A 25,730-nucleotide genomic window follows, 5' to 3' on the forward strand; every position below is an offset into this window, starting at 1 on the left:
CCTTCAACGGTGGGCCGTTAGGAGAAAGCCATGTCTCGAGGCCCGCGGAAATCGTCAGACGTGGAAGAACTTGGCCGTTCGTCCAAGACGCAAGTCATTGACTTTGCTGATCGGTCGCGGCGCGGCTCTCCTCAGGCTTGCGACATCGGCACGGGTGATGAGCGTCCCGCGCCTTCTCTGACGAACCCGTCGAACACTTGTGCCGGAACGGGACGCAGCGTTACGGACGGTACGAAGCAGGAGAGCGGCTTCCGGATCCTGTGCCTTTGCGAGATCGTGAATTTCGTCGGGCTACGTCGCAACCTGGGCCGCCAGCGTGCCGAGCAGCGCATCGGTGACCTTGTCGCGGCCATCGCAGCGGCATGCCCCGACATGCAGGTGACGCCGGCGGGACGTGCACTGGCAGAGATATCGTTCGACCGCGAAAGCGCGGAGCTCGCGGTCGAGGATATCGGTGAATTGCGGGACCGTCTCGCCCACACCGCCGAGTTCGCCGCCGGCCCCCATCCGCTTCAGCTTCGGTTCGGCCTGGCCGCAGCTCCCGAAGCGCAGTCTGACGAGCTTCGCCTGATCGAAGCGGCGGAAGCCGCGCTTGATGAAGCTCGCACTCAGGATCGCCTGGTCGTTCGCGACCTTTCTCTCGAGCATATCGCATTCGACCGTCTCACCATGATGCAGGAGCTTCCGCTTGCACTGGCGCGCGGGGAGATGTTCCTTCACTATCAACCCAAGGTCCATGTCCGGCGGCAAGAAGTGGCCAGTGCCGAGGCTTTGCTTCGTTGGCAGCACCCAAATCACGGATTGATCCTCCCCGGCGACTTCATCAGCGTGGCGGAAGAAGCCGGCGAGATAGGCGCGCTGACGCTCTGGACCTTGCATCGCGTGATCGAGGATCAGAAGCGGCTCGCGGCGGCGGGGTACGACATCCGTCTTTTCCTCAACATCTCGGGCATGCTGCTGGCCGATGTCGCCTTCGTCGCAAAGGCATGCGAGATCGTGTTGGGCAGCAACGCGAAGCTCGGCTTCGAAATCACCGAGACGGCGGTTATCCGCGATCCGGAAAGTGCTATCCGTCACCTCCAGGAATTCGCCGCAATTGGCGTGGAGCTGGCGATCGACGACTATGGTGCCGGACTTTCCTCGCTAGCCTATCTAAAGCAGCTCCCGGCGCGCGAACTGAAGATCGACAAGATGTTCGTGATGCAATTGACATCGAGCAATCGCGACCCGTTGATCGTTCGTTCCACCATCGACCTGGCGCATGCGCTCGAAATGGAAGTAACGGCCGAAGGTGTCGAGACGCCCTCCGCGCTGGCGCTTCTAAGCGTGATGGGGTGCGACATGGTCCAGGGCTTCCTGATTTCCCGACCAATGGGCATCGATGCCTTGGAAGCATTCCTCCAGCAGGATTCCCATCTGACCCGTGGAGTGAGCGGGCAATCCCCGTTCGTGCGGCCTGAAAGCTTCTGGAAACGGGCGTGACCCGCTGGGCCTTCAGGCTCCTCCTTATTGGCGTTTTCCTCTCGGCTCATCCGCTAGAGGCCGCTCCGGATGCTTCCAAGAAAGCCTCCATCCAGGCGACCATCACAGCCGCCAAGATGAGCATGGTTGCCGATCCAGACCAGGCATTGGCACGCGCCAAGGATTTGGAGCTGCTGGCGCGACAATTGGGCGATCGCCGTGAGCGGACCGTCGCTCTGGCCACGGCCCGGTGGCTGGCAGGGGAAGCCCAGCTCAGGCTGAACGCGGTGGATCGGGCCGGCCCTTTGCTGTCGGACGGTCTTCGGCTGTTGGAGGCTTCCAACGGCACGTCGAAGCTTCGTGGCGATTTGCTGATGAGCCAGGGCGCCTATTTTGCGGCTGCCGGTAGGGCGGCCCAGGCGCTCGCCAATTACCACGCCGCATACCGCATCTTTTCTGAGGCGGGCGAGCCGAGGAGCGCGGCCGTGGCATTGCAGAACATCGCAATCCTCTATTCAGTCACCAGCGACTTGGCGCGCGCCGAGCGATACTATGTCCAGGCGGCGAACACCTATCAGGGTGATCCGCTTCTCTCCCTCTCGCTTCGTAATAACCTCGGCGGCTTATTCTTGCGCGCAAACCGTTACGCAGAGGCGGAGGGGCAGTTCTTGCGGGCTCTCGCGTCTGCTCGCCAAATGCGGGACCCTGCCCTCGAATCCCGGATCCTCAGCAACTTGGCGCGTGCGCAGATAGATTTGCGAAAGTTCGACGCTGCGGAAAGGACGCTCGCGCGCGGCTTTTCGCTTCTGACGTCAGACGGCACATCAATGGCCCGGCGTCAGCTTCTGGCGAGCGCCGCGAGGCTTGCTGCCGATCGTGGCGACACCTCGGGCGCAGTCCGACTGATCAGCGAGGCGTTTGCCGGTCTTGACCTCTCGTCCACGACGGCGGACCTGTCGGTAGCGCACATATACGCGTACAAAATATTTAGCCGAGTTGGCCAATCCAGACTGGCGCTTGCGCATCTCGAGTCTCTGAAGCGGCTAGACGACGAAGCCGCCAAGGTCGCCACGACCACCAGTGCCGCGCTGATGGCCGCGAAGTTCGACTATCAGGGCCAGCAGCTGACCATCGAGCGGCTGACGACCGAGCAATTGCGCAAGACCGCGGAGTTCCAGCGGACCCTGTTCCTCAGCCTGGGCGGCGCCACCCTCGCGGTGATCGCCATGCTCAGCTGGGGGATCATCACGATTCGCCGCAGCCGCAACCGCGTCCGCAGCGCGAACGTGGTCCTCCACCACACCAACGCCGCGCTGGAAAAGGCGCTGGCGGCCAAGACCGAGTTCCTCGCCACCACCAGCCACGAGATCCGTACGCCGCTAAACGGTATCCTCGGCATGACGCAGGTGATCTTGTCCGACGCGAAGCTGTCGCCCGACATCCGGGATCGCCTCGGCGTCGTGCACGGCGCCGGCATGACCATGCGTGCCCTGGTCGACGACATCCTGGATGTCGCCAAGATGGAAACCGGCAACCTCACCATCGACCCCGCGCCGATGGACCTACGGGAGACGTTGCGCGAAGTGGCGTGCATGTGGGAGGCGCCGGCCCTCGCCAAGGGGCTTTCGTTCCATCTCGAGATCAGCCACGCCCCCGCCTGGATCGTGTGCGACGCCGGGCGGCTGCGCCAGATCGTCTTCAACCTCCTGTCCAACGCCGTGAAGTTCACCGCAAAGGGCGGCATCACCGTGCGCGCCGTGGCGGAGGGGGAGGACGGAGACCGGCACCTCAAGCTGGTGGTGGCCGACACCGGCATCGGCATCCCCCACGCGAAGCTGGAGGACATATTCGAGTCGTTCCGCCAGGTCGATGCGAGCACCACGCGCCGCTACGGCGGGACCGGGCTCGGGCTGACCATCAGCCGCAACCTCGCCGAGGCGATGGGCGGCGGCATCCGCGTGAAGAGCAGGGAAGGGTACGGGACCGAGTTCATCGTCGAGCTTCCGCTGGTTCCCGCAAGCGCGCCCGAACAGGCCAGCCCCCAGGCCGCCACCGGCCAGTGCATCCTCATCGTCGACCGCAACCCGATCGCGCGCAGCATGATCCGGACCTTGCTCGAGCCGCACGGCGCCACCTTGCAGTTCGCCGCCACCGCGGACGAGGCCGCCGCATTACTTCAGAACGTGCCGGTGGCGGCTCTCCTGGTCGAGGAGGCCACGCTGAGAGCCACGCGGGACGATCCCCTCGGCGCGGTCGCGGCGCTGGCTGGCGCTGCCAAGGGTGCGAGAGTGGTGGCGCTCTGGACCAAGTCGGACCCCGACATCCGCGAGGCGCTGCGGATCAGGGGCGCCGAGCGGATCATCCAAAAGCCCGTCGCCGGAAGCGACCTCATCGCGGCGCTCCTTCCGTCCGGCAGGGTGGAATTTACCGGCGATCGGCCCAGCGCGCTTGTCTCAAGTGCAATAGCGCAATAGCGCAGCTCAGATGATCGAAAAAAGGCCACGTCGTTGAACATCCTCCCGCGCTCTCTTCCCGCATGAACATCCTCTTCATCGAAGACGACCCCATGAACCGCAGGGTGGTCAAGGACATGCTCGACGTGGCGGGCGCCACGATGGCCGAAGCGAGCTGGGCCGAAGAAGGCCTGGCGATGATCGACTCGGATACGTTCGATGTGGTGCTGGTCGATTTGCGGATGCCGGGCGTGGATGGCTTCGAAACGATTCAGCGGATCCGCGCGCGCGGTGATGCCAAGGCGGAACTGCCGATCATCGTGGTGACCGCGGACACCGCGGTCGATCTGCGGGAGCGGTGCCTGGCCCTGGGCGCCGACGACCTCTTGTTCAAACCCGTCGCGATGGACGCTCTGTTCGACGCGATCGGCCGGGTCCTGGCGATCCGCGGCGGCGGAATGATCGTCTAAGGCGCGCGCGCCCGGCACTCTCTTCTTGAAACCGGAGGCGGGGCCTGTTACGTGCCCGGCCACGACGCCGCGAGCTTGGGTTCCGGCGGCCTCTTGCTATTGAACAAATCGGAGCTCTACGGCTTTATGCAAATCATCGTTCGCGACAACAATGTCGACCAGGCGCTGCGGGCGCTCAAGAAGAAGCTGCAGCGTGAGGGCGTCTATCGCGAGATGAAGCTCCGCCGTCACTACGAGAAGCCGAGCGAGAAGCGCGCTCGCGAGCGTGCTGCCGCCGTGCGCCGCGCCCGCAAGCTCGAGCGCAAGCGCGTGGAGCGTGACAGCGCACGGTAAGATCCTTGCGGTTGCCCGCTGAATCCGATCGGGATTGCGGGCTGGTGTGAAGCTAAGCGGCGGAACGCCGTGTCGAGGAATTGTTCGATGTCGGTGACCGCCGTTCCGCTCCAGCCCGTCAAGCGTGCTTACAAGATCTGGCTCTGGATCGGCATTCTGGCCGCCATCCTGCTGGCCGGCGGGCTCGCCTGGGTCGGAACCCGTGCCCAGGTCGCCGCCAGGGGCACCAACGAACAGTTTCTCGCATGGAACAAGGGACGCTCAGGCGTTCACACCACTGCATCCGGTCTTCAGTACCAGGTGTTGAAGGCGGGTTCGGGCCCGACGCCGAACGAGCAGGACGGCGTGTCGCTGACCATCCACGGCAACCTGCGCGACGGCAGCGAATTCCAGCCTTCTGCGCCGATGCGCTTCCAGCTTGGTCAGCCGATGATCCCTGGCTTCACCGAGGGTGTGAAGCTGATGCGCAAGGGTTCGCACTACCGTTTCTGGCTCCCGCCGCGCCTCGGCTATGGCGCGGAGCCGGGGGCTCAGGGTCCTGGCAGCGAATTGGCGGACAAGGTCCTGATCTTCGATGTCCAGATGAGCGACCTGGTGCCCGCTGCGGTCATCCAGCAGATGATGATGCAGCAGATGATGCAGCAGCAGCAGCAGGGTGGTCAGGGTGGCGCACCGGGCGGTCCGCCCCCGGCGATGCCCGGCCAGTAAGACCAGGGTTTCAGGAACGCCGGGAAGGCGTTCCTGACTTTAGCTGGCGCTCAGGATCCAGCGCCGGTCTGCCTCGAACCCCATCGCCGTGAGCTTGCCCGACCGATAGGCGCCGGTGTCGAGCGCGATCCGGTTCGGCAGTTCCTCCACGTCAGCGACGATGGTGTGGCCGTGCACCACCACCTTTTCGAAGGGGCCGGTCACGTCCAGAAATCCTTCTCGAATCCAGCGCAGGTCCTTGCTGTTCTGCCGGCTGAGCGGCTCGGTCGGCCGGATACCGGCATGCACGAACGCATAGTCCCCCAACACGATAAGGTCTTCGAAGCCCGACAGGAAGGCGACGTGTTCGGCCGGAACGCTCTGCTGGAACGCGGCTAGCAGGTCTGGATAATCCAGCTGGTCATACTGTTCCTCGGTCATGCCATAGCTGAGGATGGTCTCGCGCCCCCCGATCTTGGTGAAGAAGCGCAAGCTCTTCTCGTCGCCCGCTGCCGCGGTGAGGAACACTTCCTCGTGATTGCCCAGTAGAAGCCGGGTGGCGCCCTCCGCGCGCTCGCGCTGGAACCGCGACAGCCGGTCGATCACCTGCGCCGATTGCGGCCCGCGATCGATCAGATCGCCCAGGAAGATGATGGTAGTGTTGGCCGGATCGCGGCGGGCATCGTCATGCTCGATCGTCGCGATAAGCTGTTCGAGCAGATCCAGCCGGCCGTGGATATCGCCCACGGCGTAGACGCGCTCACCCTCGGGGAGCGATGCTTGCGGCGCTTTGCTGGCGCGCGGCCGTCGGGAAAACAGGTTCTTCAGCATCTGGACAGGCCCGGTTCTGCTCGTTCGGCAAGCGGGCCTGCGTGACACGAGCAGGAGTACACAAAAGAAAAGTGGCGGCCGTTAGGCCGCCACTCGTAACTCTCAGACGGTACCGAAAGCTTAGTTGCTGTCGGAATCGTCGTCGTTGTCAGCCAGGACAACCGCACCGCCGACGATGGCGACGGTAGCGATCACGCCGATGATGGCTGCAGAAGCGATATCGCTTTCCTTGTCACCCGCGGTCGACGCGCGCGAAAGCGAAAGCTTGGCAGCCGGAGCCGCCATGACAGGTGCGGTTGCCAGGGTGGCGACGGCAGCTGCCGCGAGAAGCTTAGTGAACATAAAAATACTCCCTCTTCGAGCTCCGGTGCTCTCGTTCAGCGCGCCTATGACATAGGTCGCCCAAAACGACAACACCTCCATTTCCCGAACCCGGCGCGATTATGGTCGCCGTGGCCCGGATGCAACACTGGTCCGGTATATCCGTACTCTTGCCCGCAAAACCGACCCGTGGTGCGTGCGCGTCAGGTCCATAACGCGGCGTAGCACTAGCGCCAAGACACTTAACAACACGTCGATGCCATCGCACCGCTGGCCGTCGAGGCTCAAATTGTCATGGCGCGACGATTCGCCGGAGTGGTAGGGACCTCTGCATGCACCCTATCGCTGCCGCAGCCGGCTCGTTCTTCGCCCTCCTTTCTCTTGAGGGAGCTGCGTCCGCAGACCAGCGGGCGCCCGAATCCGCCGCCATGTTCGAAGAGATTCGGCAGGCGGACATGGCGCTCGCGACGATCGGCTGGCGCCTGGCGTCGAACAACGTGGCGCTGTGCGACCGGCAGGAGCCTGGTCTGGGAATGCAGATCCACACCTTGGATCAGTTCGAAAGCAGCTCCCGCAAGGGTGCCGAGTCCCACTTCGGCTTCGCCACACCGGTCGCGGTGGAGGGAGTCGTGCCGAACAGTCCGGCCGATCGGGCGGGCCTTCGCGCGGACGATTCGCTGGTCCGGGTCGGCAGCGTTGCCGTCTCCCAGGTTGCCGGAAAACCGGGCAGCACCGACCGTCTGGTTGCCGCGCAGCTTGCCCTCGCGGCGCTGCCGATCGACACTCCGATCGTCGTGGAGGCAGTGCGGGCGGGCAAGCCGGTGCGCGTCACTGTCAATCCGGTGCCGATCTGCAAATCCCGGTTCGAGCTTCGACTGGCCAGTGATTTCCGGGCTTCGGCCGATGGTTCGATGGTTCAGATCAGCTCGGCATTTCTGGACACCTATTCGCGGGAGCAGGTCGCGGCTGCCGTCGCGCATGAGCTGTCGCATAATATCCTGCACCATCGCGACCGGCTGGACGCGCGCGGCGTCAACTTCGGCATGCTTTCGGGCTTCGGCGGCAGCGTGAAGTATTTCCGGCAGACCGAGATCCAGGCCGACTTGCTGTCGGTCTATCTGCTCGCGAACGCCGGCTATGATCCCAACGTATCCATCGCCTTCTGGAAAGCATTCGGGCCCAGCAAGGCCGGCGGCATCTTCCGGACCCGCTCACATCCGCATTGGCGCGACCGGGTGAGGACCTTGTTGGCGGAGATCGGAAAGATCGCGGCGCACCCCGAGCGGCCGATTGTACCCGGCCTGATAGCGCAGCGGGATCAGCCGCTGGACGGGGACTGGCAGTCCCTGCTGATCCGCCAGTAATCCCGGATCAGCCGACAAGTCTCAGCGGTTCCGCCGGCAGCGATCGCGGCTGATCCTGCCAAATACCTCGCGTGTCATAGACCAGTTTGTCGGCACGCTCGTCGAGCGGGATCGATCGGAACACGTCGTGGTCCACCAGCACGATCAGGATGTCGCACGCTTCCAGCGCCGAATCGACGTCGATCAGGCACGCGCCGCTGCCGGCGAACGCGTCGGGCAGCGCCGCGGCATAGGGCTCGACGATGGCGATTCGATCGCCGAAGCGATGGGCGAGTTCGCGGGCGACCTTCAGCGCCGGGCTCTCCCGGAAATCGTCGATATTGGCTTTGAACGCCAACCCCAGGCACCCGACCTTCGCACCCGGATGCGCGGCGATCATCGACGATGCCGTGTCGACGACATGCAGGATCTTGCCGTCATTCACTTCGCGGGCGGTGCGGATCAGGGGCGTACGCTCCGGGGCGGCGCTCACCAGGAACCACGGGTCCACGGCGATGCAGTGCCCGCCCACCCCAGGCCCGGGTGACAGGATGTTGACGCGCGGGTGCCGATTGGCGAGGCGGATCACTTCCCAGACATCGACCCCCATCTTCTCCGCGATCATCGACAGCTCATTGGCAAAGGCGATGTTCACGTCGCGAAAAGCGTTCTCGCTAAGCTTGGTCATCTCCGCTGCCTTGGCCGATGTGGTGACGCACGCACCGCGCACGAACCGGCGATAGAATTGCAACGCCTTGCGCGCGCAACGCGGGGTGACGCCGCCGATCACTCGGTCGTTGTCGATCAGTTCCACCAGGATACGCCCGGGAAGCACGCGCTCGGGGCAATAGGCGATCGCGACATCCGCACTGCCGGCGCAGTGGCCGGGAATCTTCAGGTCGGGCCGGAGTTGCCCGAGAAGCGCGGCGACCTGTTCGGTCGTTCCTACCGGTGACGTGGACTCCAGGACCACCACGTCGCCTGTCTTGAGCACGGTCGCGATGGCCGTTGCCGCCTTCAGCACATAGCCAATGTCGGGCGTATGATCGTCGCGAAACGGAGTGGGGACGGCGATCACGAACACCTCCGCGGGCTCGATATCAAGCGAGGCGCGCAGATTGCCGCGCGCAACCACGCCCGACACCAGGCCGTCCAGGTCGATCTCCTCGATATGCACCTTGCCCGAATTTACCGTGTCGACGACATGCTGGTGCACGTCCACGCCGACAACCTGTGCGCCCGTGCGGGCGATAACCGCAGCGGTGGGCAGGCCGATATAGCCGAGCCCCAGAACGCAGACCTTCAGTTCAGAGCCCGAAACCATGTGCGACGATCCCCGCGATACGCTGTGCGGCATGGCCGTCGCCGAAGGGATTATGGGCGCGGGCCATGGCCGAATAGCTATCGGGTACGTCGAGGAGGGTTGAGATTTCGGAAACGATGCGCTCGGGATCGGTGCCGACGAGCTTTGCGGTGCCCGCCGCTACGCCCTCGGGCCGCTCGGTCGTCTCCCGCATGACCAGCACTGGCTTGCCGAGTGCGGGCGCTTCTTCCTGCACGCCCCCAGAGTCGGACAGGACGATGTGTGCCATGCCGAGTGCGCGGATGAAATGCGGGTAGTCGAGCGGGTCGATGCGCGCGATGTTGGGCTGGTGGCCCAGCACATCGTCCATGACCGACACGACATTGGGGTTGGGGTGCATTGGAAACAGAATGGCCATGTCGGGCCGCTGCGCGATCCGGCCGAGCGCCTGGGCGATTCCGGCCATGCCGTCGCCGAAATTCTCGCGCCGATGCGTCGTGACCAGCACGATCCGCTTGCCGGCGAAGCGGGCTGCGATCGGATCGAGCCCGGCGGCCAACGAAGGATCGGCTTCGATCTGGGCGCGCGTGATATGCAGGGCGTCGATCACCGTGTTGCCGGTGACGTGCACCGTGGCGGCTACGACATTTTCTCGCAGCAGCGCGTCCGCCGCGGTCTGAGTGGGGGCGAAATGTTGGTCGGCGATCGTCGCGACGATGCGGCGATTCACTTCCTCGGGCCAGGGCTGGTAGATGTCTCCGGAGCGCAGCCCGGCTTCGACATGCCCGACGTTGACCTTGCGATAATAGGCCGCGAGCGCGCCGACCATCGCCGTCGCGGTGTCTCCCTGGACGATTACTCGATCCGGCTTCTCGGCATCCAGGACCCGCCCCAGGCCCGTCAGCAGCCGCGCGCTGAGCTCGTCCAGCGACTGTCCGGGAGTCATGATGTCCAGGTCGATGTCGGGCGTCAGACCGGCAATTGACAGCACTTGGTCCAGCAGTCCGCGATGCTGGGCGGTGACGCAGGTCCGCACCTCCATGCCGCCATGGGCCTGGAGCGTGCGGATCACCGGAAACAGTTTGATCGCCTCGGGACGTGTGCCGAAGACGAAAAGTACCTTGGATTTCGCCATTTTCCCGTCCTAATCGATCAAGCTTAAAACGGGGTAAGGGCGCTCAGCTGGCCATCCGCAGATTGCGTGCGAAGGTCAGCGAGCGGGTCTGCAGCGTTCCGTCGAAATATTCGATTGTCCGCGTAAGCCCCTCGCGCAGCTGGATTTTCGGCTCCCAGTTCAGCAGCTTCTTGGCCTGGGTGATGTCGGGCTTGCGCTGCCGCGGATCGTCGGCAGGCAATGGCTTGTGGATGATCTCGACGCTCGACCCGACCAGCTCTCGAACCAGCTCTGCCAGCTCCAGCATCGTAAATTCGCCCGGATTTCCGAGGTTTACGGGGCCGATAACGTCCGCGGGCGTGTCCATCATCGCGATGATACCGTCAACAAGATCGTCTACATAGCAGAACGACCGAGTCTGGCTCCCATCCCCATAGATCGTAATTGGCTCGCCCGTCAGCGCCTGGACAATGAAGTTCGAAACTACCCGCCCATCCCCCGGATGCATCCGGGGACCATAGGTGTTGAAGATGCGAATGACCTTGGTCTGCAAGGCATGCTGGCGATGATAATCGAAGAACAGCGTCTCGGCACAGCGTTTGCCCTCGTCATAGCACGAACGCGGCCCGATCGGGTTGACGTTGCCCCAATAGCTTTCAGGCTGCGGGTGGACCGCAGGGTCGCCATAAACCTCGCTGGTCGACGCTTGCAGGATCGGCGCCTTCACGCGCTTGGCCAGGCCGAGCATGTTGATCGCGCCCATCACGCTGGTCTTCGTCGTCTGAACGGGATCCGCCTGATAGTGGATCGGCGAGGCAGGGCAGGCGAGATTGAAGATGCGGTCGACCTCGACATAGAGCGGGAAGTTCACGTCGTGCCGCAGCAATTCGAATTTGGGAGAGCCCAGAAGGTGCTCGATATTCTCCCGCCGGCCTGTGTAGAAGTTGTCGACGCAAAGCACCTCGCAGCCCCGCATCAGCAGCCGGCTGCACAAGTGCGATCCGATGAAGCCGGCGCCGCCGGTCACCAGAATGCGTTTGGGCTCCGTCAGACTCATAGCACCCCCTTTTATTTTCATGCTGTGTTGGAGCCGTAACGTTGTCGCTGCGTTTTTTCTCCGTCCGCTTCTACATTCCTGAAGAAGCTGCCACCGAGGGTTGACCAGTCTGCGTCTTTGCGGAAGGCGGTGGCTCACACCTGAGGGGTTTCACGTGTCTCGGAGAAATTGATGTTCAAGCCGTTGCGAAAGGCCGTGTTTCCTGTCGGTGGTCTCGGCACCCGGTTCCTTCCTGCAACGAAGGCGATGCCGAAGGAGATGCTACCCGTCGTCGATCGCCCGTTGATACAATATGCCGTTGAGGAGGCTATGGAGGCGGGCATCCAACAGATGATCTTCGTCACCGGCCGGGGTAAGCACGCGATCGAAGATCACTTCGACATTGCGTTCGAGCTCGAAGCCACCATGAACGAGCGCGGCAAGTCGCTTGATGTGCTCGATGCTACCAAATTGAAGCCGGGCGCGATTGCCTATGTTCGCCAGCAGGAACCGATGGGCCTCGGGCATGCGGTCTGGTGTGCGAGAGACATCGTTGGCGACGAGCCGTTTGCGGTGCTGCTTGCCGATGATTTCATGCTCGGCAAGCCGGGCTGCCTGAAGCAGATGGTGGACGCATATAACCGCGTCGGCGGTAATCTGCTGTGCGCCGAGATCGTACCGGACGACCAGACGCATCGGTATGGCATCATCACGCCAGGCGAGCAGGACGGCACCCTCACGGAGGTCCGGGGCCTTGTCGAGAAGCCGAAGCCCGGTACCGCGCCTTCGAACCTGTCCGTGATCGGGCGCTACATCCTTCAGCCAGAGGTGATGCAAGTGCTCGACGGGCAGGAGGCGGGTGCTGGTGGTGAAATCCAGCTGACCGATGCCATGGCTCGCATGATCGGAAACCAGCCGTTCCATGGCGTAACCTACCAAGGCAAACGGTACGACTGCGGCGACAAGGCCGGCTTCATTCAAGCCAATATTGCGGTTGCGCTGGAGCGCGAGGACATCGCTCCCTCCGTTCGCTCCTTCCTCGACACTATTCGTTGATCGCGCGTCGCGCGCGCAGGATTCTGCAATCAGGCGCGCACGACTTTGTCACTGACGACGCCAGCTTTTGCGCAGGCATTTCGCGTATCGATCACTAGCTTGGCCGACGCGGCGAGCTCGCGATAATCGATGCCGTCGTGATCGGTCGCGATCAGTACGGCATCGTATCGCGCGATCACGTCAGCATCCCAGGCGATCCCCTCGCGATAGTTCAACGTCGGATGCTCGCGCGTTCCATTGATCTGCGGCACATACGGATCGTGGAAATCGGCAACCGCCCCACGCGCCTCGATCATTTCCATAAGGCGCAGTGCCGGACTCTCGCGAATATCGTCGACGTTCTTCTTGTACGCGACACCCAGCACCAACACGCGAGCGTTTCGCAAGCCTCTGCCAAAACGCGCGTCGAGCGTATCAGCCATTACGCGGATCACATGAGCGGGCATGTCGGCATTGATCTGGCCGGCTAATTCGATGAAGCGCGTATGCTGGTTGTACTCACGCGCCTTCCAGGTCAGATAAAACGGGTCGATGGGGATGCAATGGCCCCCCAAACCTGGCCCGGGATAAAACGGCATAAAGCCGAACGGCTTGGATTTGGCTGCGTCGATCACTTCCCAGACATCAATGTTCATCGCAGTGAAGATGAGTTTCAATTCGTTGACGAGCGCTATGTTGACCGCTCGGAATACGTTTTCGGTTATTTTTACTGCCTCCGCTGTCGCCGCCGACGACACGGAGATCGTCTTAGGGACTATGCGGCGATACACCGCTGAAGCCAGTCCGGCGGACACCGCGTCGTCTGCACCAACGACTTTGGGGATTTGTGTGGTCGAGTATGTCGGATTGCCGGGATCTTCTCGTTCGGGCGAGTAGGCGAGAAAGAAATCTGATCCGGCCTTCAGTCCCTTCGCTTCGAGGATCGGCTGCATGACATCGCGCGTCGTCCCGGGGTAAGTTGTGGACTCCAGGATGATCAGCTGTCCTTTGCGGAGCGTCTTGGCAATCGCGGTAGTCGTCGCCTCGACATATCTAAGGTCGGGTTCAAGATGGCGCGTCAGCGGAGTGGGTACGCAGATCAGCACGACGTCCGCTTCGGCCAGTCGGCTGAGATCCAAGGTCGCTTCTAGCTTCAGCGCCTTCACCAAAGGTGCAATACGCCCGCTGTCGATGTGCTTGATGTAGCTGCTACCGGCGGAAAGCGCTTCGACTTTGGCGTCGTCGAGATCGAAGGCCAGCACAGAGCAATCAGCTTCGCAGAAGGCTACTGCAAGCGGCAGGCCGACATAGCCCATGCCGACCACCCCGATCTTTGCTGTCCCGGTCTCAATGCGCGCCTGAAGCTTCAGGCCATGGGCCGGCCATTCGATGCTCATGTAAGTTCCCGTCGGTATGAATCACAGCGCAACTGCGTTCATCACTCATCAGGGGTTTCAAGATCGATAATGATCCAGATACCATCGCACGAACGCGGGCACGCCAGCACTCGGGGGCGTGGTCGGGATTGTGCCGGTCAGGCGCTTCAGCAAGACCGATGAAGCCTCCGTAGCCGGCACGTCGCCTTGCTGCATAGGCAGGAAGTTCTTTATAGCGGTCTTGCCGAGCGCTCTTTCGAGCTCACCGATATAGTCCATAAGTTGGGTTGGCGTGCCGGCACCGATGTTCACGGTGCGAAAGGGCGCAACTGGCGAGAGGCTGTCGCCCTCGACGGCAGTCTTGCCCGGGACGGCGGTGGTGAGCGCCACGATGGCATCTGCCTTCCCCAGGGCCCGTAAACTGTGAAAAAGCGGAAGAAGGTCATCGGCGTGCCGAACAAATGGCTGTAGCTGTGTCCGATCAGTTCGGTCGCACCCTTGGTGGCTGCATAGAGGCTCAGCGGCGTCTGGGTGCGCTGCGTTTCCTCGAACGGCATCTGCGCGTTCGCGCCATAGACCGAGCTTGTAGGCGCAGCGAGGAAGTGGCGAACCGGATGGTGTCGAGCAAGCTCCAGCAGGTTGAAGGTGCCGATCACGTTGGAGCCGATGTACCTGCGGGGTTCTTCAATCGAGTAGCGAACCCCCGCTTGCGCGGCCAAATGTATGACCACGTCCGGTTTGAACTCCATCCATGCCTGTTCCAGCGCGGACATGTCCTCGATCGATATTCGCGCAAGTGAGAAGCGGGGCTTTTCGCCGAGAATGGCCGTGCGTCCTTCCTTCAGCGAAACATCGTAATACGCGCTCAAGTTGTCGATCCCGAGCACTGTTGCGCCTTGGTTCAGCAGGCGTAAACACGTATGAAAGCCGATGAAGCCAGCCGAGCCGGTCACCAGGATGCGCGGAGCAGGATCAGTCATGGGTCGCTCTGGTGGCTGAACGTTCCGATCAAGTCCAGCGCTACCGGGCGCCGCACGAGGGGCAGCCGGGATCCTTCGGCAGGGTCAGCGTTCGAAATCGCAAGCCAAGCGCATCGACGAGCAGCAGCTTGCCCGCGCTGTCCTCGCCGAATGGGAAGATCGCACGGACCGCCTCTAAAGCCGCGAGGCTGCCCATGATGCCGGTCAATGCCCCGAGTACGCCCTGTTCGGCGCAGGTTACCTCCTCACGTTCCGGATCTGCGCCTACAAAGCATCGGTAGCAGGGCTTATCAGTTTCCCAGCCCCGGAATACGCCGAGCTGCCCCTCGAACTCTGCTACCGCTGCAGAGACCAGCGGCACGCGCTTGCTCAGGGTCGCATCGGCAACGGCAAGCCGGGTCAGGAAATTGTCTGACCCGTCCAAAACGACGTCGGCGGAAGCGACAAAGGCGGAGGCGCTGCTGGCGCTGATCCTCTCGTTGACGGTGCATACTTCCACACCGGGGTTGAGCCGACGGACGGCATCCGCCGCGGCGTCGACTTTTGCAAGACCGATGTCGGACGTTCCGAAGAGCGTCTGACGCTGCAGGTTGGACAGTTCGACATGGTCGTCGTCAACGATCGTCAGCCTGCCGACTCCCGCTGTCGCGAGGTACTGGATGGCTGGAGAGCCGATACCGCCGGCGCCGATCACCAGAACGTGCGAACGCCGCAGCTTCAGCTGGCCGACGCCGCCGATGTCGCGAAGTACGATATGCCGCGCATACCGCTCCAGTTCGGCAGCGTCGAGGTTCACGTGGGCCAAGTGAAGGTGAGAGTGGTCCGATACCATTGCTCCTGCAGGCCGGTGCGGGGGAGAAGGTTGTTGCGTGCAAACCCTGCCACCAACGCGGCCGCATATTGCTCGACGGTCGCGCAGCCGATTGCGCGCGGGACCGTGGTGCGGATGCCGCCAGCCTGATCTACGAGTACCGCGACATCGACGGTCATAGAGCCGCCCTGAGGCATCGGGCACTTTCGTCCTATCGCTTCACGCTGAACGAAGCTGTTCATCTCTGGCGTGATCTGTGGCGCAGTCTTGTACGGGAGCGGTGCCAGCATGTTCCACTGCAGCGCGAGGGCCTGGACCCCTGCAATAAGGGCAGAAGCCGCGCTCATGTCCCGGTCGATCCGAAGCCGCCACTGCCCCTCGCGGTCTCATCCAACTCGGCGACTTCAACCAAGTGGGCGAGTTGGACGGGCGCGGGTACAAGCTGCGCGATCCTGTCCCCGCGCGTGATCGCAAAGTCTTCGCTGCCGAGATTAGCCAGGATCACCTTCAGCTCGCCGCGATAGTCGCTGTCGATCGTACCCGGCGTGTTGAGACAGGTAATGCCATGCTTTAGCGCCAGGCCCGATCGAGGGCGGACCTGCACCTCATATCCTACTGGGATCGCCATCGCGAACCCGGTCGGCACAGCGTAGCGTGCGCCGGGTCGAAGCATCAGGCTTTCCGCCGAAACGACATCCATCCCGGCAGATCCAGGCGTGGCATAGGAAGGAACGGGCAAGTCTTTCCCGTTGGGCAGGCGGAGTATCGCGATCCGGATCGGAGAGAGCATGTCAGCCTTTCTTCAGCATCGCGGCTGCAAGTCGCTCCGTCGCTGCCAGCACTTCGGGATCGTTCAGCAAATCGTGTCCACGACCGGGGAGAATACGATAGTCAGTGGCAACACCGCGTAGCGCCAAAGCCTCGGCATAGGCGCGAGAAACGGCGATGGGGGTAACCGCGTCATCGGCGCCCACCAGAACCGCGGCGCGAAGGCTGGGCAGGATACCGCCGGCGGTTTGGAGTGGGTCAAGACCTTCACGGCCTGAGCCTACGTCTTGTGTTTGTTTCACACGCTGGCGCCACTCGCCGAGTGTGCAAGGGCAGCCCACCAGGACCATGCCGTCGATAAGCGCTGGGCGGATGCCGGCGAGATTCGCGGCAATGGCTGCGCCGCCGGCATCGCCGACCACGATCGTTCGGGCTCGAGGATATCGCACACGCAGGGCGGTTATCGTGTCGCCGACTGAGGCTAGATGGTCGCGGGTGCGGTCGTCTCCCGCGCCGGTGCCGTGACCGTCTGGAGGAGAACGATGATCGGTATCACCTGAGCGCACGAGGGCGACAGCCGCCGCGCCTGGGATGGTGCGCGCGGCACTGCGGGCGAAGCCGTGATGATCCGGCGCATCCTCGCCCTGCAGCACGACGATCAGGGTTTGCACGTCCGACCCACGCTTCGGGCCATATGTTTCCGCTTGGAGCCTGCCGTTCATCGTCGGTGTCGAGGTGGCGCAGCCCGTCAGGAGCAGCGGTAGCAGGGCGAGCCTAAAGCGCATGGGCGATCCGCTCGGCCAGCCTGCGGGCGACCCGGTCCTTGGGCATCTTCTCCCAATCTTCGACTCCGTCGGCAGTGACGAGATGGACGGTGTTATCGGCGCCGCCCATCACGTCGCCCGACACGTCATTGGCAACGATCCAGTCGGCACCCTTGAGCAGGCGCTTGGCGGTGGCGTGCTCGACGACCTTTTCGGTTTCCGCGGCGAAGCCCACCACCAGCCTGGGGCGGTGAGGGCTGGCGGAGAGCAGGGCGAGGATGTCAGGGTTTTCGCTAAGCTGGAGGGTGGAGGGCGCTTCGCCTTTCTTCAGCTTCTGCTCGGCGGCCTCGACGTGCCAGTCCCCTACCGCGGCGACCATTATGGCGGCGTCGGCCGGGAGTGCGGCGGCGACGGCATTGGCCATTTCGCGGGCGGTCTCGACATCTACGCGCGTGACGCCAGAGGGCGTCGGGGCAGTTACGGGGCCGCTAACGAGGGTGACGCGGGCACCTAGTTGAGCGAGGGCGGCGGCGATGGCGAAGCCCTGTTTGCCCGAGGAGCGGTTGGCGATGTAGCGCACCGGGTCGATCGGCTCGTGGGTAGGGCCGGCGGTGACCAGTATATGGCGGCCGCTGAGCATCTGGTTGACGCCAAAACATGTTTGGACGTGATCAAGTAGCGCGGCCGGTTCGGGCAGGCGGCCCGGGCCGTACTCGCCGCAAGCCATTGGACCTTCGTCGGGTTCGATGATCGTTACGCCATCGGAACGAAGCTGGGCGACGTTGCGCCGAGTGGCGGGATGCTGCCACATGCGGACGTTCATCGCGGGCGCGGCCATCACCGGCTTGTCGGTGGCGAGCAACAGCGTCGTGGCGAGATCGTCGGCGATGCCGGCGGCCATCTTGGCCAGCAGGTCTGCGGTGGCAGGGGCGACCACGACCAGGTCGGCCTCGCGGCTGAGCTGGATATGGCCCATTTCCGTCTCGTCCTTCAGGTCCCACAGCGTCGTGTAGACCTGGTTCTCGGACAAAGCGGCGAGCGTCATCGGCGTGACGAAATGCTGCGCACCCTCGGTCAGCACGCACTTCACCGAAATGCCCGCCTTGCGGCACAGGCGAACGAACTCGCACGCCTTATAGGCAGCGATGCCGCCGCCGACGATCAGCAGGATCCGCTTCATCGCGTCACCCTTGTCACCGTTATGCGGCGTTTGTCGAGCGCCCGCGCCACCAGGTCGCGCAAGCCATCGGGTACGAATACCAGCCCGACGAGGAAGAGCGGGGCGACGATCAGCGCCCAATAGAAGTTCTCGGGGCGGGCGAAGACGCCGATCAGAGCGCCGTAGGCGATCAGCACCACCAGAAAGCGGTGTCCCAGCGGATCGGCCCAGCTCGCCCAGCCGAACAATATCAGACCGACCAGCAGGGCACCGCCCCAGAGCGGCAGGAATTGAAGCACGGTCGAGAGCGTCACCGCCTTCACGAAGAAGCCGGCGCCGAGCAACCCCGTCCAGCCGGGCAAGATCGCGTCGAGCGGACTGGTGGCGCCCATGACGGCATGGGCATGCGCCGCAAGCGCCAGGCCGAACAAGAGCAGTGCGGCAACCCAGCCGCGTGCCTCCGCCCGTGCGCCGTCGCGCCAGGCGAGTGCCGCCATTACCACGACGTACAGCGCCGCGGTCTCGCGGATCAGCATGGCGGCGAGGGCGAGCGCGACGGCCTCCATCCAACGCCCCGGCCTGCGGAGGGCAAGCGACAAGGCGATCAGCAGCCCAGCCCACAGATCATGGAGCGCCCACAGAGCCGGCTGGAGCAAGGCCAGCATCGAACCGAGCAGCAGGACGCTGGCGGCGGCGCGTGGCGCCCAGCCGGGCAGCACCTCGCCCAGGCGTAGCCCCCAGGCGGCCGCGGTGACCGCGGCGAGCAGCACGAGCAACAGGGAAGGGCCCCAATCGGGCAACGCGGCCTGGACGGTGGCCAGCGCGGGCATCCGCACGGTCACGAACGGCCGCAGCGGATAGCGACCGGCCCGCATCGCGTCCGTGGCGACGGTGTAATAGTCACCCGCGTCGCTGCGGACGCCGGCGACGATCTTTTCATACAGCACCACATCGGAGTCGTGCGCCGGTGCCTCGTCTGCCGAGCTGGTTGGCTCGCCGGTGGCGCTCATGCCCGCCGAAGGAGGCTGTGCCGCGAACAATGCGCTGAGACACAGAAGCAGCAGCACTGGCAGCAAGGCGAGGCCGATCCGCGCCCGGGAGCGAGAAAGTGCCGCGAAACGCGTAGGGCCGGCGAGCCATCGGGATGCAGTGCGAGCCATGCTGGGGCGCAACTACACGCGGTGCGAAGGGGGTGTCGAGCCTTAGCTGGACGCGAGGAAGGGAGAGCGGAAGAAGGAGGTCCAGGATGCCACCGGGCAGGGGCGTGCCGAGGCCGTCGTGTCAGGCGACGCGGATCTCGTGCAGGAAGCTGGCGGCTTCCGCCCGGAGCGCCTCGGCCTGACGCGAAATGTCGGCCACGGTGTCGTTCATCGCACGCGCCAGGTTGCCGGTGGCGTGGGCGCCGCTCGCCAGCTCCTCCGCCCGGTCGCGGACGTCGTCGACATGGCTCGCCACCAAACCGGTTTCCCGCCCGATCTCGATCGTGGCCTGCCGCTGCTGCGTGATCGAGCCTGCGATGAACGACGCGATCTCCGCCACGGCGTCGATCTTTTCGGCAGTTTCCGCCATACGTCCGGAAGCGCCTCCGATCTGGCCGATGATGGTGCCGGTCTGGCTGCGCACGTCCGCGGTCGCGCCGGTCGTGCGGTTCGCCAGCGCCTTGATCTCGCCCGCGACCACCGCGAACCCTCTGCCCACCTCGCCCGCTCGCGCGGCTTCGATGGTCGCATTCAGCGCAAGCAGCTTGGTCTGGCTCGCCACGCCGTCGACCAGTTCGATCACGTTGTCGATCTTCGCGGCTTCGCTGCAGATCGCGTCCATGCTGCGCGCGCTCATGCTCGCAAGCTGGCGCGCGGCTTCGCTGAGGACGGCGTGGCCGTCGACTTGAGTCGAGATTTCGCTGACGGTGTGGCCCAGTTCGTCGGCGGCGGTCGCGACAATCATGGCAGAGGCCGAGGCGGCGGTCGCTCGCTGGGCGACGTCGGCGGCTGCGCCGGCGCTCCTTTGCCCGACCGAGGCAAGTTGCGCGGCCGACTGGTCCAACTCCGCGACTGCCTTGGACAGCAGGGTCACGGCGGCGGCCACATTCGTTTCGAAGTGCTCGCCAAGCGCGAGCAGCGAGCTGCGCTTGAGCTGTTCCGCGCGGTGCGCCGCGGCGACATGCTGTTCGGCCTCGAGCGCGCGGGCCTCGGCAGCGAGCCTCGCTTGCGCCTCTGCCGATTCGCGCGCGATTTGGAGCCTGGCGGCCTCGCTCTCGGCGAGACGGCTGACGGCGGTCTGGGCTTCGGCGAACACGCCGGACTGATCGACGGCAGCCTTTGCGAGGATGCTGTAGAAGATGAAGATGAGGGGCAGGCTGACGACGGCGCCCCCGAGGGTGATCGGCATGGAGGTGATGGCCAGGGAAAGCGCGATCGGCGTGCTGAAGCCGGCAAAGCCCGCAGGTAGATTGATGTACATGATGAGGCCGACGGCCATCAGCGCCATCTGAACCTCTATTACGACGAAGATGAGGTCCTTGCCGGCATAGAAGGTGACGGCCACGCCGAGCAGTGCCCATCCGGACCCCACCAGCAAGGCGAGAAGGACGTGGCGTTTCGCGGCCTGGGTCGAGTCGTTCCCGGCACTGTTCGCGGGGATTGCGTGCCAGCCCCACACTGCGGCACCAATGACCAGTGCCGCGCTCGCGAGGGCAAAAGGCTTGTGCGCGACGTGCCAGAAGGCGGCGACCGCCACTGCGACGAAGAAGACGGCGAGGGGCAAGAGCGCCCGGAAGCTGCGCGTGGTCGCATCGAGACGGCGCGCGAAGACGATGCGGGAAGTCGCATCCGCAGGTGCGCTCACCTGCAGCAACTCGCCGATATAGCCGGTTAGGGCGCCTCCACCCTTGATCAGGATCCTATTACCGTATCGCACAAGCCTGCCCGCTGACCAATCAAGTCCTTCGATACGCAGAGAATAGTTAATGGCGCCTTCGTGTTGCCCCATCTGCGGCGGGTGCCGAGCGTGGCTCCCACCTTGCTAATGCGAGTGACTCGCATCCGGGCACGGCGGGGCAGCATGTCCAGATCGTCGGCGATCATCCGCGGCGGCTGATCTTCGGCGAATATTATGCGTTCGACGCGGCCGGGCACTTCAAGGGCACGGCCGGGCTGGCCGATGGGGCGCTGGGGCAGCAGGCGGCGGCGTCGAACTACAAGCTGCATTTCGGCAATTTCGGCGGACTGCCGGTGAAGATCGCCTATGCGCTGTTCGGGCTGGCGCTGAGCGTGGTCTGCGCGACGGGCGTGTATATCTGGCTGGGCAAGCGGCGGCGGCGGGGCTTGCACGAGCCTCGGCTGCGGGCGGCATGGAGCGGCGTGATCTGGGGAGCGCCGGGCGCACTGCTGGTGACCCTGGCGGCCCGCTTCGTGCTCGGCAACGGAGCGCCGTTCATCGCGCTGTTCTGGGGCTGCCTGGCAGCGGCGATCGTCTTCGGCGTGGCCCGCGTCAGCTTTGGCCGGGGCAAGCGGCTGGTGCCGGCCGTCAGCTGAGGGTGACGAGCAAGGTTCCCGCAATGCCTGCCGCTGCTGCCGCACCGGCCACCACGGCATAGCGCCAGCCACCGCCGACGCGCACGACTTCGATCTCGCGGAGCGGTAGCGCGGGCGGGGCGCCGCCGGGGGTGGGATAGCGCAGTTCGATGTTGCGGATCAGCTGGGGCAGGCGGGCGACGGTGCGCAGATCCTCGATCAAGCGGTCGGCGATCTTCGCCTCGGGCCCGAGCTCGGTGCGGATCCATTCGCGCACGAAAGGCGCGGAGGTTTCCCACAGGTTGATCTCCGGATCGAGGCCGCGCGCGACGCCTTCGACCATCACCATTGTCTTTTGCAACAGCAGCAGATGCGGTTGGGTCTGCATGTCGAAGTCGCGGGTGATATTGAACAGGCCGTCCAGCATCGCGCCGACCGACATGTCCTTGACGGGCATGCCGCGCATCGGCTCGCCCACCGCCCGAAGCGCAGTGGCGAACTCGGCGACATTGTGGTGGGCAGGGACGTAGCCCGCCTCGAAATGGATCTCGGCGACGCGCTTATAGTTGCCGGTGATCAGGCCGTAGAGGATCTCGGCGAGCCAGACGCGGGCGCGGCGATCGATCCGGCCCATGATGCCGAAATCGATCGCAGCGATGCGGCCGTCGGCGAGCGCGAACAGGTTGCCCTGATGCATGTCGGCGTGGAAAAAGCCTTCGGCGATGGCCTGGCGCAGGAATGCCCGGATCAGCTTGCCGGCGAGCGCGGTGGTGTCGTGGCCGGCAGCGATCAGCGCGGGGCGGTTGCTCAGCTTGATGCCGTCGACCCATTCAAGCGTCAGTACCTTGCCGGTGGTGCGCTGCCAGTCGATCGCCGGAACGGTGAAGTCCGGCTCGGCGGTCATCCCCTCGGCCAGTTCGGAGGCTGAAGCGGCTTCGCGGCGCAGGTCGAGCTCGCGCGCGGTCCACCGCTTGAAATGGGCGATGATCAGGCGCGGGCGCAGGCGCGCAGCCTCGCCACCCATGCCTTCCACCTGGGCGGCGGCCCATTCATAGGTGTCGATCGCGCGGGTGAAGTCCGCTTCGACGCCGGGACGCAGGACCTTGACCGCGACCTGGGCACCCTCGCGCGTGACGGCGCGGTGGACCTGGGCGATCGAGGCGGCGCCGACCGGCACTTCGTCGATGCTGGCGAACAGGGTCTCCAGCGGGCGGCCGAAGCTGGATTCGATGCGTTCGCGAATGATCGCAAAGGGCAGCGGCGGGAGTGCGTCCTGAAGCCGCAGAAGATCGTGCGCGGCTTCTTCGCCGACGAGGTCGGGACGCGTGGCGAGGGTCTGGCCGAGCTTGATCGCCGCGGGGCCGATCGCCTGGAAGGCGTCGGCGTAGCGGGGAACCGCCGGCACGCGAGCGCCCAGGCGCGCGAGACGGGCTATCCGGCGGACCGGCCGCGGGGTGTTGGGATCACGCTCGATCCCACGCAGCGCACCGTGGCGGGCGAGGATGCGGCCCCATTTGAGCAGGCGCCAGAGATGGACGGCGGGAGCAGTCACTGCGTGTTGCTTCCCGAGATGGGGAGGGGGGGCAGGCACAGGCTGGAGGGGGTTCTATACTGCGCGAATCGCTGGTGGAGGGCCCCCTCCACCACTCGCTGCGCGAGCGGTCCCCCTCCCCGTGCCGGGGAGGATTGAAGAGGGGCCATCAGATCTTCCAGCCGGAGTGGATCGCGACGAGGCCACCGAGCAGGGGCTCGACCTTGGTCTGGCGGAAGCCGGCATCGGCGATCATGCGCTCGAACTCGGGCATGCGCGGAAAGCGGCGGATCGATTCGACCAGGTAGCGATAGCTGTCCGCGTCGTTGGCGAGCAGCTTGCCAAGCTTGGGCACCAGATGGTGCGAATAAGCGTCGTAGACCTGGCCGAAGCCCGGCCATTCGGTTGTCGAGAATTCGAGCACGTAGAAGCGGCCGCCGCGCTTCAGCACGCGGTGCGCTTCGTGGAGCGCCTTGGGGATGTCGGTGACGTTCCGGATGCCAAAGGCGATGGTGTAGGCGTCGAAGAACCTGTCGGGCCATTGCAGCGTCTCGGCATTGGCTTCGCTCCAAACCAAGCCGTCTATACCGCGCTGAGTCGCGCGTTCGATGCCGACTTCCAGCATTTGCGGGTTGATGTCCGCGACGGTGATCGACGCCCCGGACTTGGCCATGCGAAAGGCGATGTCGCCGGTGCCGCCGGCCATGTCGAGGATCTGCTCGCCTGCACGCGGCTTCACCCGGCGGACGAACAGGTCCTTCCACACGCGGTGGAGACCGCCCGACATCGCGTCGTTCATCAGGTCGTATTTCGCGGCGACGTTGGAGAAGACCTCTCCAACGCGGCGGGTTTTTTCCTGGGGGGCGACGTCTTCGTAGCCGAAGGAGACAGTGTCGGACATGGGGGTGCTCTAGCGGGCGAGCGGCTATCGGGCTAGGGGGTTGGGCATGCCAGAATTGCCTGAGGTCGAGACCACCGTGCGGGGCCTGCGCCCGGTGCTGGAGGGGCAGGTGCTCGAGCGCGTGACCTTGCGGCGTGGCGATCTGCGGCGACCCTTCCCCGAAGGGCTGGGGCAGCACCTGAGCGGGGCGCGGGTTACCGGGTTGGGACGGCGCGCCAAATACGGGCTGATCGACACCGATCGCGGCGACACGCTGATCTTTCACCTTGGCATGTCCGGGCGGTGGCGGATCGACCCTGAGGAGTTGGGCAAGCACGACCATTTCGTGCTGGAGACGGGCAAACACCGGCTGGCGCTGAACGACGCGCGGCGCTTCGGGTCGCTCGACCTGGTGCCGACTGCGGGATTGGACGCCTGGCCGGCCTTTGCGGCACTGGGTCCCGAGCCACTGGGCAGCGGCTTCACCGCCGCGCACCTTGCCGCGAAGTTCAAGGACCGCATCGCGCCGGTGAAGGCGTTGCTGCTGGACCAGCGCGTGGTGGCCGGACTGGGCAATATCTATGTGTGCGAGGCGCTGTTCCTGGCGGGGATCGCACCCACGCGGGCGGCGGGGACCGTCACCAGGCCGCGACTGGCGAAGCTGGTGGACGCGGTGCGCGAGGTGCTGGAGGCGGCGATCGCGGCCGGCGGATCGACCTTGCGCGACTATGCGAGGCCCGATGGCGAGCTGGGGTATTTCGCCAAGCAGTGGCGGGTCTATGGACGCGAGGGTGAGCCTTGTGCCTGCGGGGGGCTGGTGGAGCGGCGCGTGGACGGCGGGCGATCGACCTTTTGGTGCCCGCGATGCCAGAAGTGATTGACCCGAATCGCCCAGGGCGGTAAGGGGCTCGCCTTTCCGGGCGTGGACATGATGTTCTGGCGCCCTTTCAATTCGAGCTAGGAACTAGACGGCATGGCGAATACGCCGCAGGCGAAGAAGCGTATCCGGCGGAACGACCGCCGTGCGGAAATCAACGGTGTGCGCGTGAGCCGCATCCGTACCTTCATCAAGAAGGTCGAGTCGGCCCTCGAGTCGGGCGACAAGGCTGCTGCCACCGCAGCACTCGCCGCAGCGCAGCCTGAGCTGCAGCGCGGCGTCGCCAAGGGCGTGCTCCACAAGAACACCGCTTCGCGCAAGTTCGCTCGGCTGACCAAGCGCCTGACCGCGCTCGCTTAATCGTCACAACTCCGTAACAAAGGCCCCGTCGGACCCAGTCCGGCGGGGTTTTTCGCGTGCGTGTTCCAAGCGTTGGCAAGCAGGTTCGAGGTAACTCGGGTAAGTCTCGGAAAACCAACGATTCGGGGGCTCTGACGTCGCCGAAATGGTGTTAAGTCGTTGATGCCATTCTATAAAACAGAGGGGCCCACGGTTTTCCGCGGGTTAGGCCGAGTCAACAAAACTATTTCAGATTCTTTGCGGGGGCTGCCCTTGCTCGACTCAGCAAGGCGTTCCTAAAACGAACTTCCGGCCACGCTCGTTGGCCGGATTGTGGGTGCTCGGT

The 25,730-nt window shown here is 64.5% G+C and carries 27 protein-coding genes and 1 pseudogene; 10 read left to right on the top strand and 18 right to left on the bottom strand.

The genetic code is table 11. The features are described from left to right. Positions 1–291: 291 nt before the first annotated feature. Positions 292–738 carry a hypothetical protein gene (locus tag LZ586_RS17950; RefSeq protein WP_235077657.1) on the bottom strand — a complete coding sequence of 149 codons (447 nt, stop codon included), beginning with the start codon at positions 736–738 and terminating at the stop codon, positions 292–294. Here LZ586_RS17950 and LZ586_RS17955 point away from each other — a divergent pair. From LZ586_RS17955 to LZ586_RS17975, 5 genes are all read left to right on the top strand, one after another. Further along, positions 709–1,482, top strand: a complete 774-nt coding sequence (locus LZ586_RS17955; protein ID WP_235077658.1) for an EAL domain-containing protein — start codon at positions 709–711, stop codon at positions 1,480–1,482. The genes LZ586_RS17950 and LZ586_RS17955 overlap by 30 nt on opposite strands. Before the next feature lie 116 nt (positions 1,483–1,598). Beyond that, positions 1,599–3,935: an ATP-binding protein gene (locus LZ586_RS17960; protein ID WP_235077659.1), complete on the top strand. Its 2,337-nt coding sequence runs from the start codon at positions 1,599–1,601 to the stop codon at positions 3,933–3,935. 62 nt (positions 3,936–3,997) lie between these two features. Beyond that, positions 3,998–4,384 carry a response regulator gene (locus tag LZ586_RS17965; RefSeq protein ID WP_235077660.1) on the top strand — a complete coding sequence of 129 codons (387 nt, stop codon included), beginning with the start codon at positions 3,998–4,000 and terminating at the stop codon, positions 4,382–4,384. A 126-nt stretch (positions 4,385–4,510) separates the two neighbouring features. Next, positions 4,511–4,717: a 30S ribosomal protein S21 gene (gene rpsU, locus LZ586_RS17970; protein ID WP_019368605.1), complete on the top strand. Its 207-nt coding sequence runs from the start codon at positions 4,511–4,513 to the stop codon at positions 4,715–4,717. Positions 4,718–4,804: 87 nt separating this feature from the next. Beyond that, the gene (locus LZ586_RS17975; protein WP_235077661.1) at positions 4,805–5,425 is read left to right on the top strand and encodes an FKBP-type peptidyl-prolyl cis-trans isomerase; all 621 of its coding nucleotides are present in this window, start codon (positions 4,805–4,807) and stop codon (positions 5,423–5,425) included. A 39-nt stretch (positions 5,426–5,464) separates the two neighbouring features. Here the strand turns inward: LZ586_RS17975 and LZ586_RS17980 are convergent, their stop codons facing one another. Beyond that, positions 5,465–6,235, bottom strand: coding sequence for a metallophosphoesterase family protein (locus LZ586_RS17980; protein WP_235077662.1), 771 nt, complete (start codon positions 6,233–6,235; stop codon positions 5,465–5,467). A gap of 120 nt (positions 6,236–6,355) precedes the next feature. Then, positions 6,356–6,577: a hypothetical protein gene (locus tag LZ586_RS17985; RefSeq protein ID WP_235077663.1), complete on the bottom strand. Its 222-nt coding sequence runs from the start codon at positions 6,575–6,577 to the stop codon at positions 6,356–6,358. A 407-nt stretch (positions 6,578–6,984) separates the two neighbouring features. On the opposite strand from LZ586_RS17985, the gene LZ586_RS17990 reads away from it, so the two are divergent. After that, positions 6,985–7,920 (top strand): M48 family metalloprotease, encoded by a 936-nt coding sequence (locus LZ586_RS17990; RefSeq protein WP_235077664.1) that lies wholly within the window; start codon positions 6,985–6,987, stop codon positions 7,918–7,920. 7 nt (positions 7,921–7,927) lie between these two features. On the opposite strand, the gene wecC is transcribed toward LZ586_RS17990, so the two are convergent. From wecC to LZ586_RS18005, 3 genes are read right to left on the bottom strand one after another with little or no spacing between them, the layout of a single operon-like run. After that, positions 7,928–9,223: a UDP-N-acetyl-D-mannosamine dehydrogenase gene (gene wecC / locus LZ586_RS17995; protein ID WP_235077665.1), complete on the bottom strand. Its 1,296-nt coding sequence runs from the start codon at positions 9,221–9,223 to the stop codon at positions 7,928–7,930. Then, the gene (wecB, locus tag LZ586_RS18000; RefSeq protein ID WP_235077666.1) at positions 9,207–10,337 is read right to left on the bottom strand and encodes a non-hydrolyzing UDP-N-acetylglucosamine 2-epimerase; all 1,131 of its coding nucleotides are present in this window, start codon (positions 10,335–10,337) and stop codon (positions 9,207–9,209) included. Before wecB ends, wecC begins: the two co-directional genes overlap by 17 nt. A 43-nt stretch (positions 10,338–10,380) precedes the next feature. Further along, a complete protein-coding gene (locus LZ586_RS18005) occupies positions 10,381–11,373 on the bottom strand; it encodes a UDP-glucuronic acid decarboxylase family protein (protein WP_235077667.1) in 993 nt (330 codons plus the stop codon). A gap of 168 nt (positions 11,374–11,541) precedes the next feature. Between LZ586_RS18005 and galU the strand changes: the two genes are divergently transcribed. Continuing rightward, a complete protein-coding gene (galU, locus tag LZ586_RS18010; RefSeq protein ID WP_235077668.1) occupies positions 11,542–12,408 on the top strand; it encodes a UTP--glucose-1-phosphate uridylyltransferase GalU in 867 nt (288 codons plus the stop codon). A gap of 29 nt (positions 12,409–12,437) precedes the next feature. Here galU and LZ586_RS18015 read toward each other — a convergent pair whose 3' ends face one another. From LZ586_RS18015 to LZ586_RS18055, 10 genes are all read right to left on the bottom strand, one after another. Continuing rightward, positions 12,438–13,784 (bottom strand): nucleotide sugar dehydrogenase, encoded by a 1,347-nt coding sequence (locus LZ586_RS18015; RefSeq protein WP_235077669.1) that lies wholly within the window; start codon positions 13,782–13,784, stop codon positions 12,438–12,440. A gap of 57 nt (positions 13,785–13,841) precedes the next feature. Beyond that, positions 13,842–14,075, bottom strand: coding sequence for a hypothetical protein (locus tag LZ586_RS18255; RefSeq protein ID WP_319938022.1), 234 nt, complete (start codon positions 14,073–14,075; stop codon positions 13,842–13,844). Continuing rightward, positions 14,072–14,743: an NAD-dependent epimerase/dehydratase family protein gene (locus LZ586_RS18020; protein ID WP_319938023.1), complete on the bottom strand. Its 672-nt coding sequence runs from the start codon at positions 14,741–14,743 to the stop codon at positions 14,072–14,074. Before LZ586_RS18020 ends, LZ586_RS18255 begins: the two co-directional genes overlap by 4 nt. 40 nt (positions 14,744–14,783) lie before the next feature. Beyond that, positions 14,784–15,539 carry a HesA/MoeB/ThiF family protein gene (locus LZ586_RS18025; RefSeq protein WP_235077670.1) on the bottom strand — a complete coding sequence of 252 codons (756 nt, stop codon included), beginning with the start codon at positions 15,537–15,539 and terminating at the stop codon, positions 14,784–14,786. Continuing rightward, complete coding sequence (locus tag LZ586_RS18030) at positions 15,536–15,844, bottom strand: hypothetical protein (protein ID WP_235077671.1); 309 nt, start codon at positions 15,842–15,844, stop codon at positions 15,536–15,538. Before LZ586_RS18030 ends, LZ586_RS18025 begins: the two co-directional genes overlap by 4 nt. Positions 15,845–15,897: 53 nt before the next feature. Next, positions 15,898–16,344, bottom strand: coding sequence for a dUTP diphosphatase (gene dut / locus LZ586_RS18035; protein ID WP_235077672.1), 447 nt, complete (start codon positions 16,342–16,344; stop codon positions 15,898–15,900). A gap of 1 nt (position 16,345) precedes the next feature. Beyond that, on the bottom strand, positions 16,346–17,107 hold the full coding sequence (locus LZ586_RS18040) for an alpha/beta hydrolase family protein (RefSeq protein ID WP_235077673.1): 762 nt from the start codon (positions 17,105–17,107) through the stop codon (positions 16,346–16,348). Beyond that, entirely contained in the window at positions 17,097–18,266 is a 1,170-nt protein-coding gene (gene coaBC, locus LZ586_RS18045) for a bifunctional phosphopantothenoylcysteine decarboxylase/phosphopantothenate--cysteine ligase CoaBC (protein ID WP_235077674.1), read from the bottom strand. The genes LZ586_RS18040 and coaBC overlap by 11 nt, the downstream gene beginning before the upstream one ends. After that, positions 18,263–19,405 carry a hypothetical protein gene (locus tag LZ586_RS18050; protein ID WP_235077675.1) on the bottom strand — a complete coding sequence of 381 codons (1,143 nt, stop codon included), beginning with the start codon at positions 19,403–19,405 and terminating at the stop codon, positions 18,263–18,265. Before LZ586_RS18050 ends, coaBC begins: the two co-directional genes overlap by 4 nt. Positions 19,406–19,526: 121 nt before the next feature. Continuing rightward, on the bottom strand, positions 19,527–21,161 hold the full coding sequence (locus LZ586_RS18055) for a methyl-accepting chemotaxis protein (RefSeq protein WP_235077676.1): 1,635 nt from the start codon (positions 21,159–21,161) through the stop codon (positions 19,527–19,529). A gap of 134 nt (positions 21,162–21,295) precedes the next feature. On the opposite strand from LZ586_RS18055, the pseudogene LZ586_RS18060 reads away from it, so the two are divergent. Continuing rightward, positions 21,296–21,778, top strand: a pseudogene (locus tag LZ586_RS18060) (PepSY domain-containing protein); the annotation flags it as partial. Here the strand turns inward: LZ586_RS18060 and ubiB are convergent. Together ubiB and LZ586_RS18070 are read right to left on the bottom strand one after the other, a co-directional pair. Continuing rightward, on the bottom strand, positions 21,771–23,309 hold the full coding sequence (gene ubiB, locus LZ586_RS18065) for a 2-polyprenylphenol 6-hydroxylase (RefSeq protein ID WP_235077677.1): 1,539 nt from the start codon (positions 23,307–23,309) through the stop codon (positions 21,771–21,773). The pseudogene LZ586_RS18060 and the gene ubiB sit on opposite strands and share 8 nt — an antisense overlap. A 148-nt stretch (positions 23,310–23,457) precedes the next feature. Further along, positions 23,458–24,189, bottom strand: coding sequence for a class I SAM-dependent methyltransferase (locus LZ586_RS18070; protein WP_235077678.1), 732 nt, complete (start codon positions 24,187–24,189; stop codon positions 23,458–23,460). A 46-nt stretch (positions 24,190–24,235) separates the two neighbouring features. Between LZ586_RS18070 and mutM the strand changes: the two genes are divergently transcribed. Further along, a complete protein-coding gene (gene mutM, locus LZ586_RS18075; protein ID WP_235077679.1) occupies positions 24,236–25,045 on the top strand; it encodes a bifunctional DNA-formamidopyrimidine glycosylase/DNA-(apurinic or apyrimidinic site) lyase in 810 nt (269 codons plus the stop codon). 96 nt (positions 25,046–25,141) lie between these two features. Beyond that, entirely contained in the window at positions 25,142–25,405 is a 264-nt protein-coding gene (rpsT, locus tag LZ586_RS18080; RefSeq protein ID WP_235077680.1) for a 30S ribosomal protein S20, read from the top strand. The last annotated feature ends 325 nt before the right edge of the window (positions 25,406–25,730 follow it).

The sequence above is a fragment of the Sphingomonas sp. S2-65 genome (assembly GCF_021513175.1).
Lineage (GTDB): Bacteria > Pseudomonadota > Alphaproteobacteria > Sphingomonadales > Sphingomonadaceae > Sphingomonas.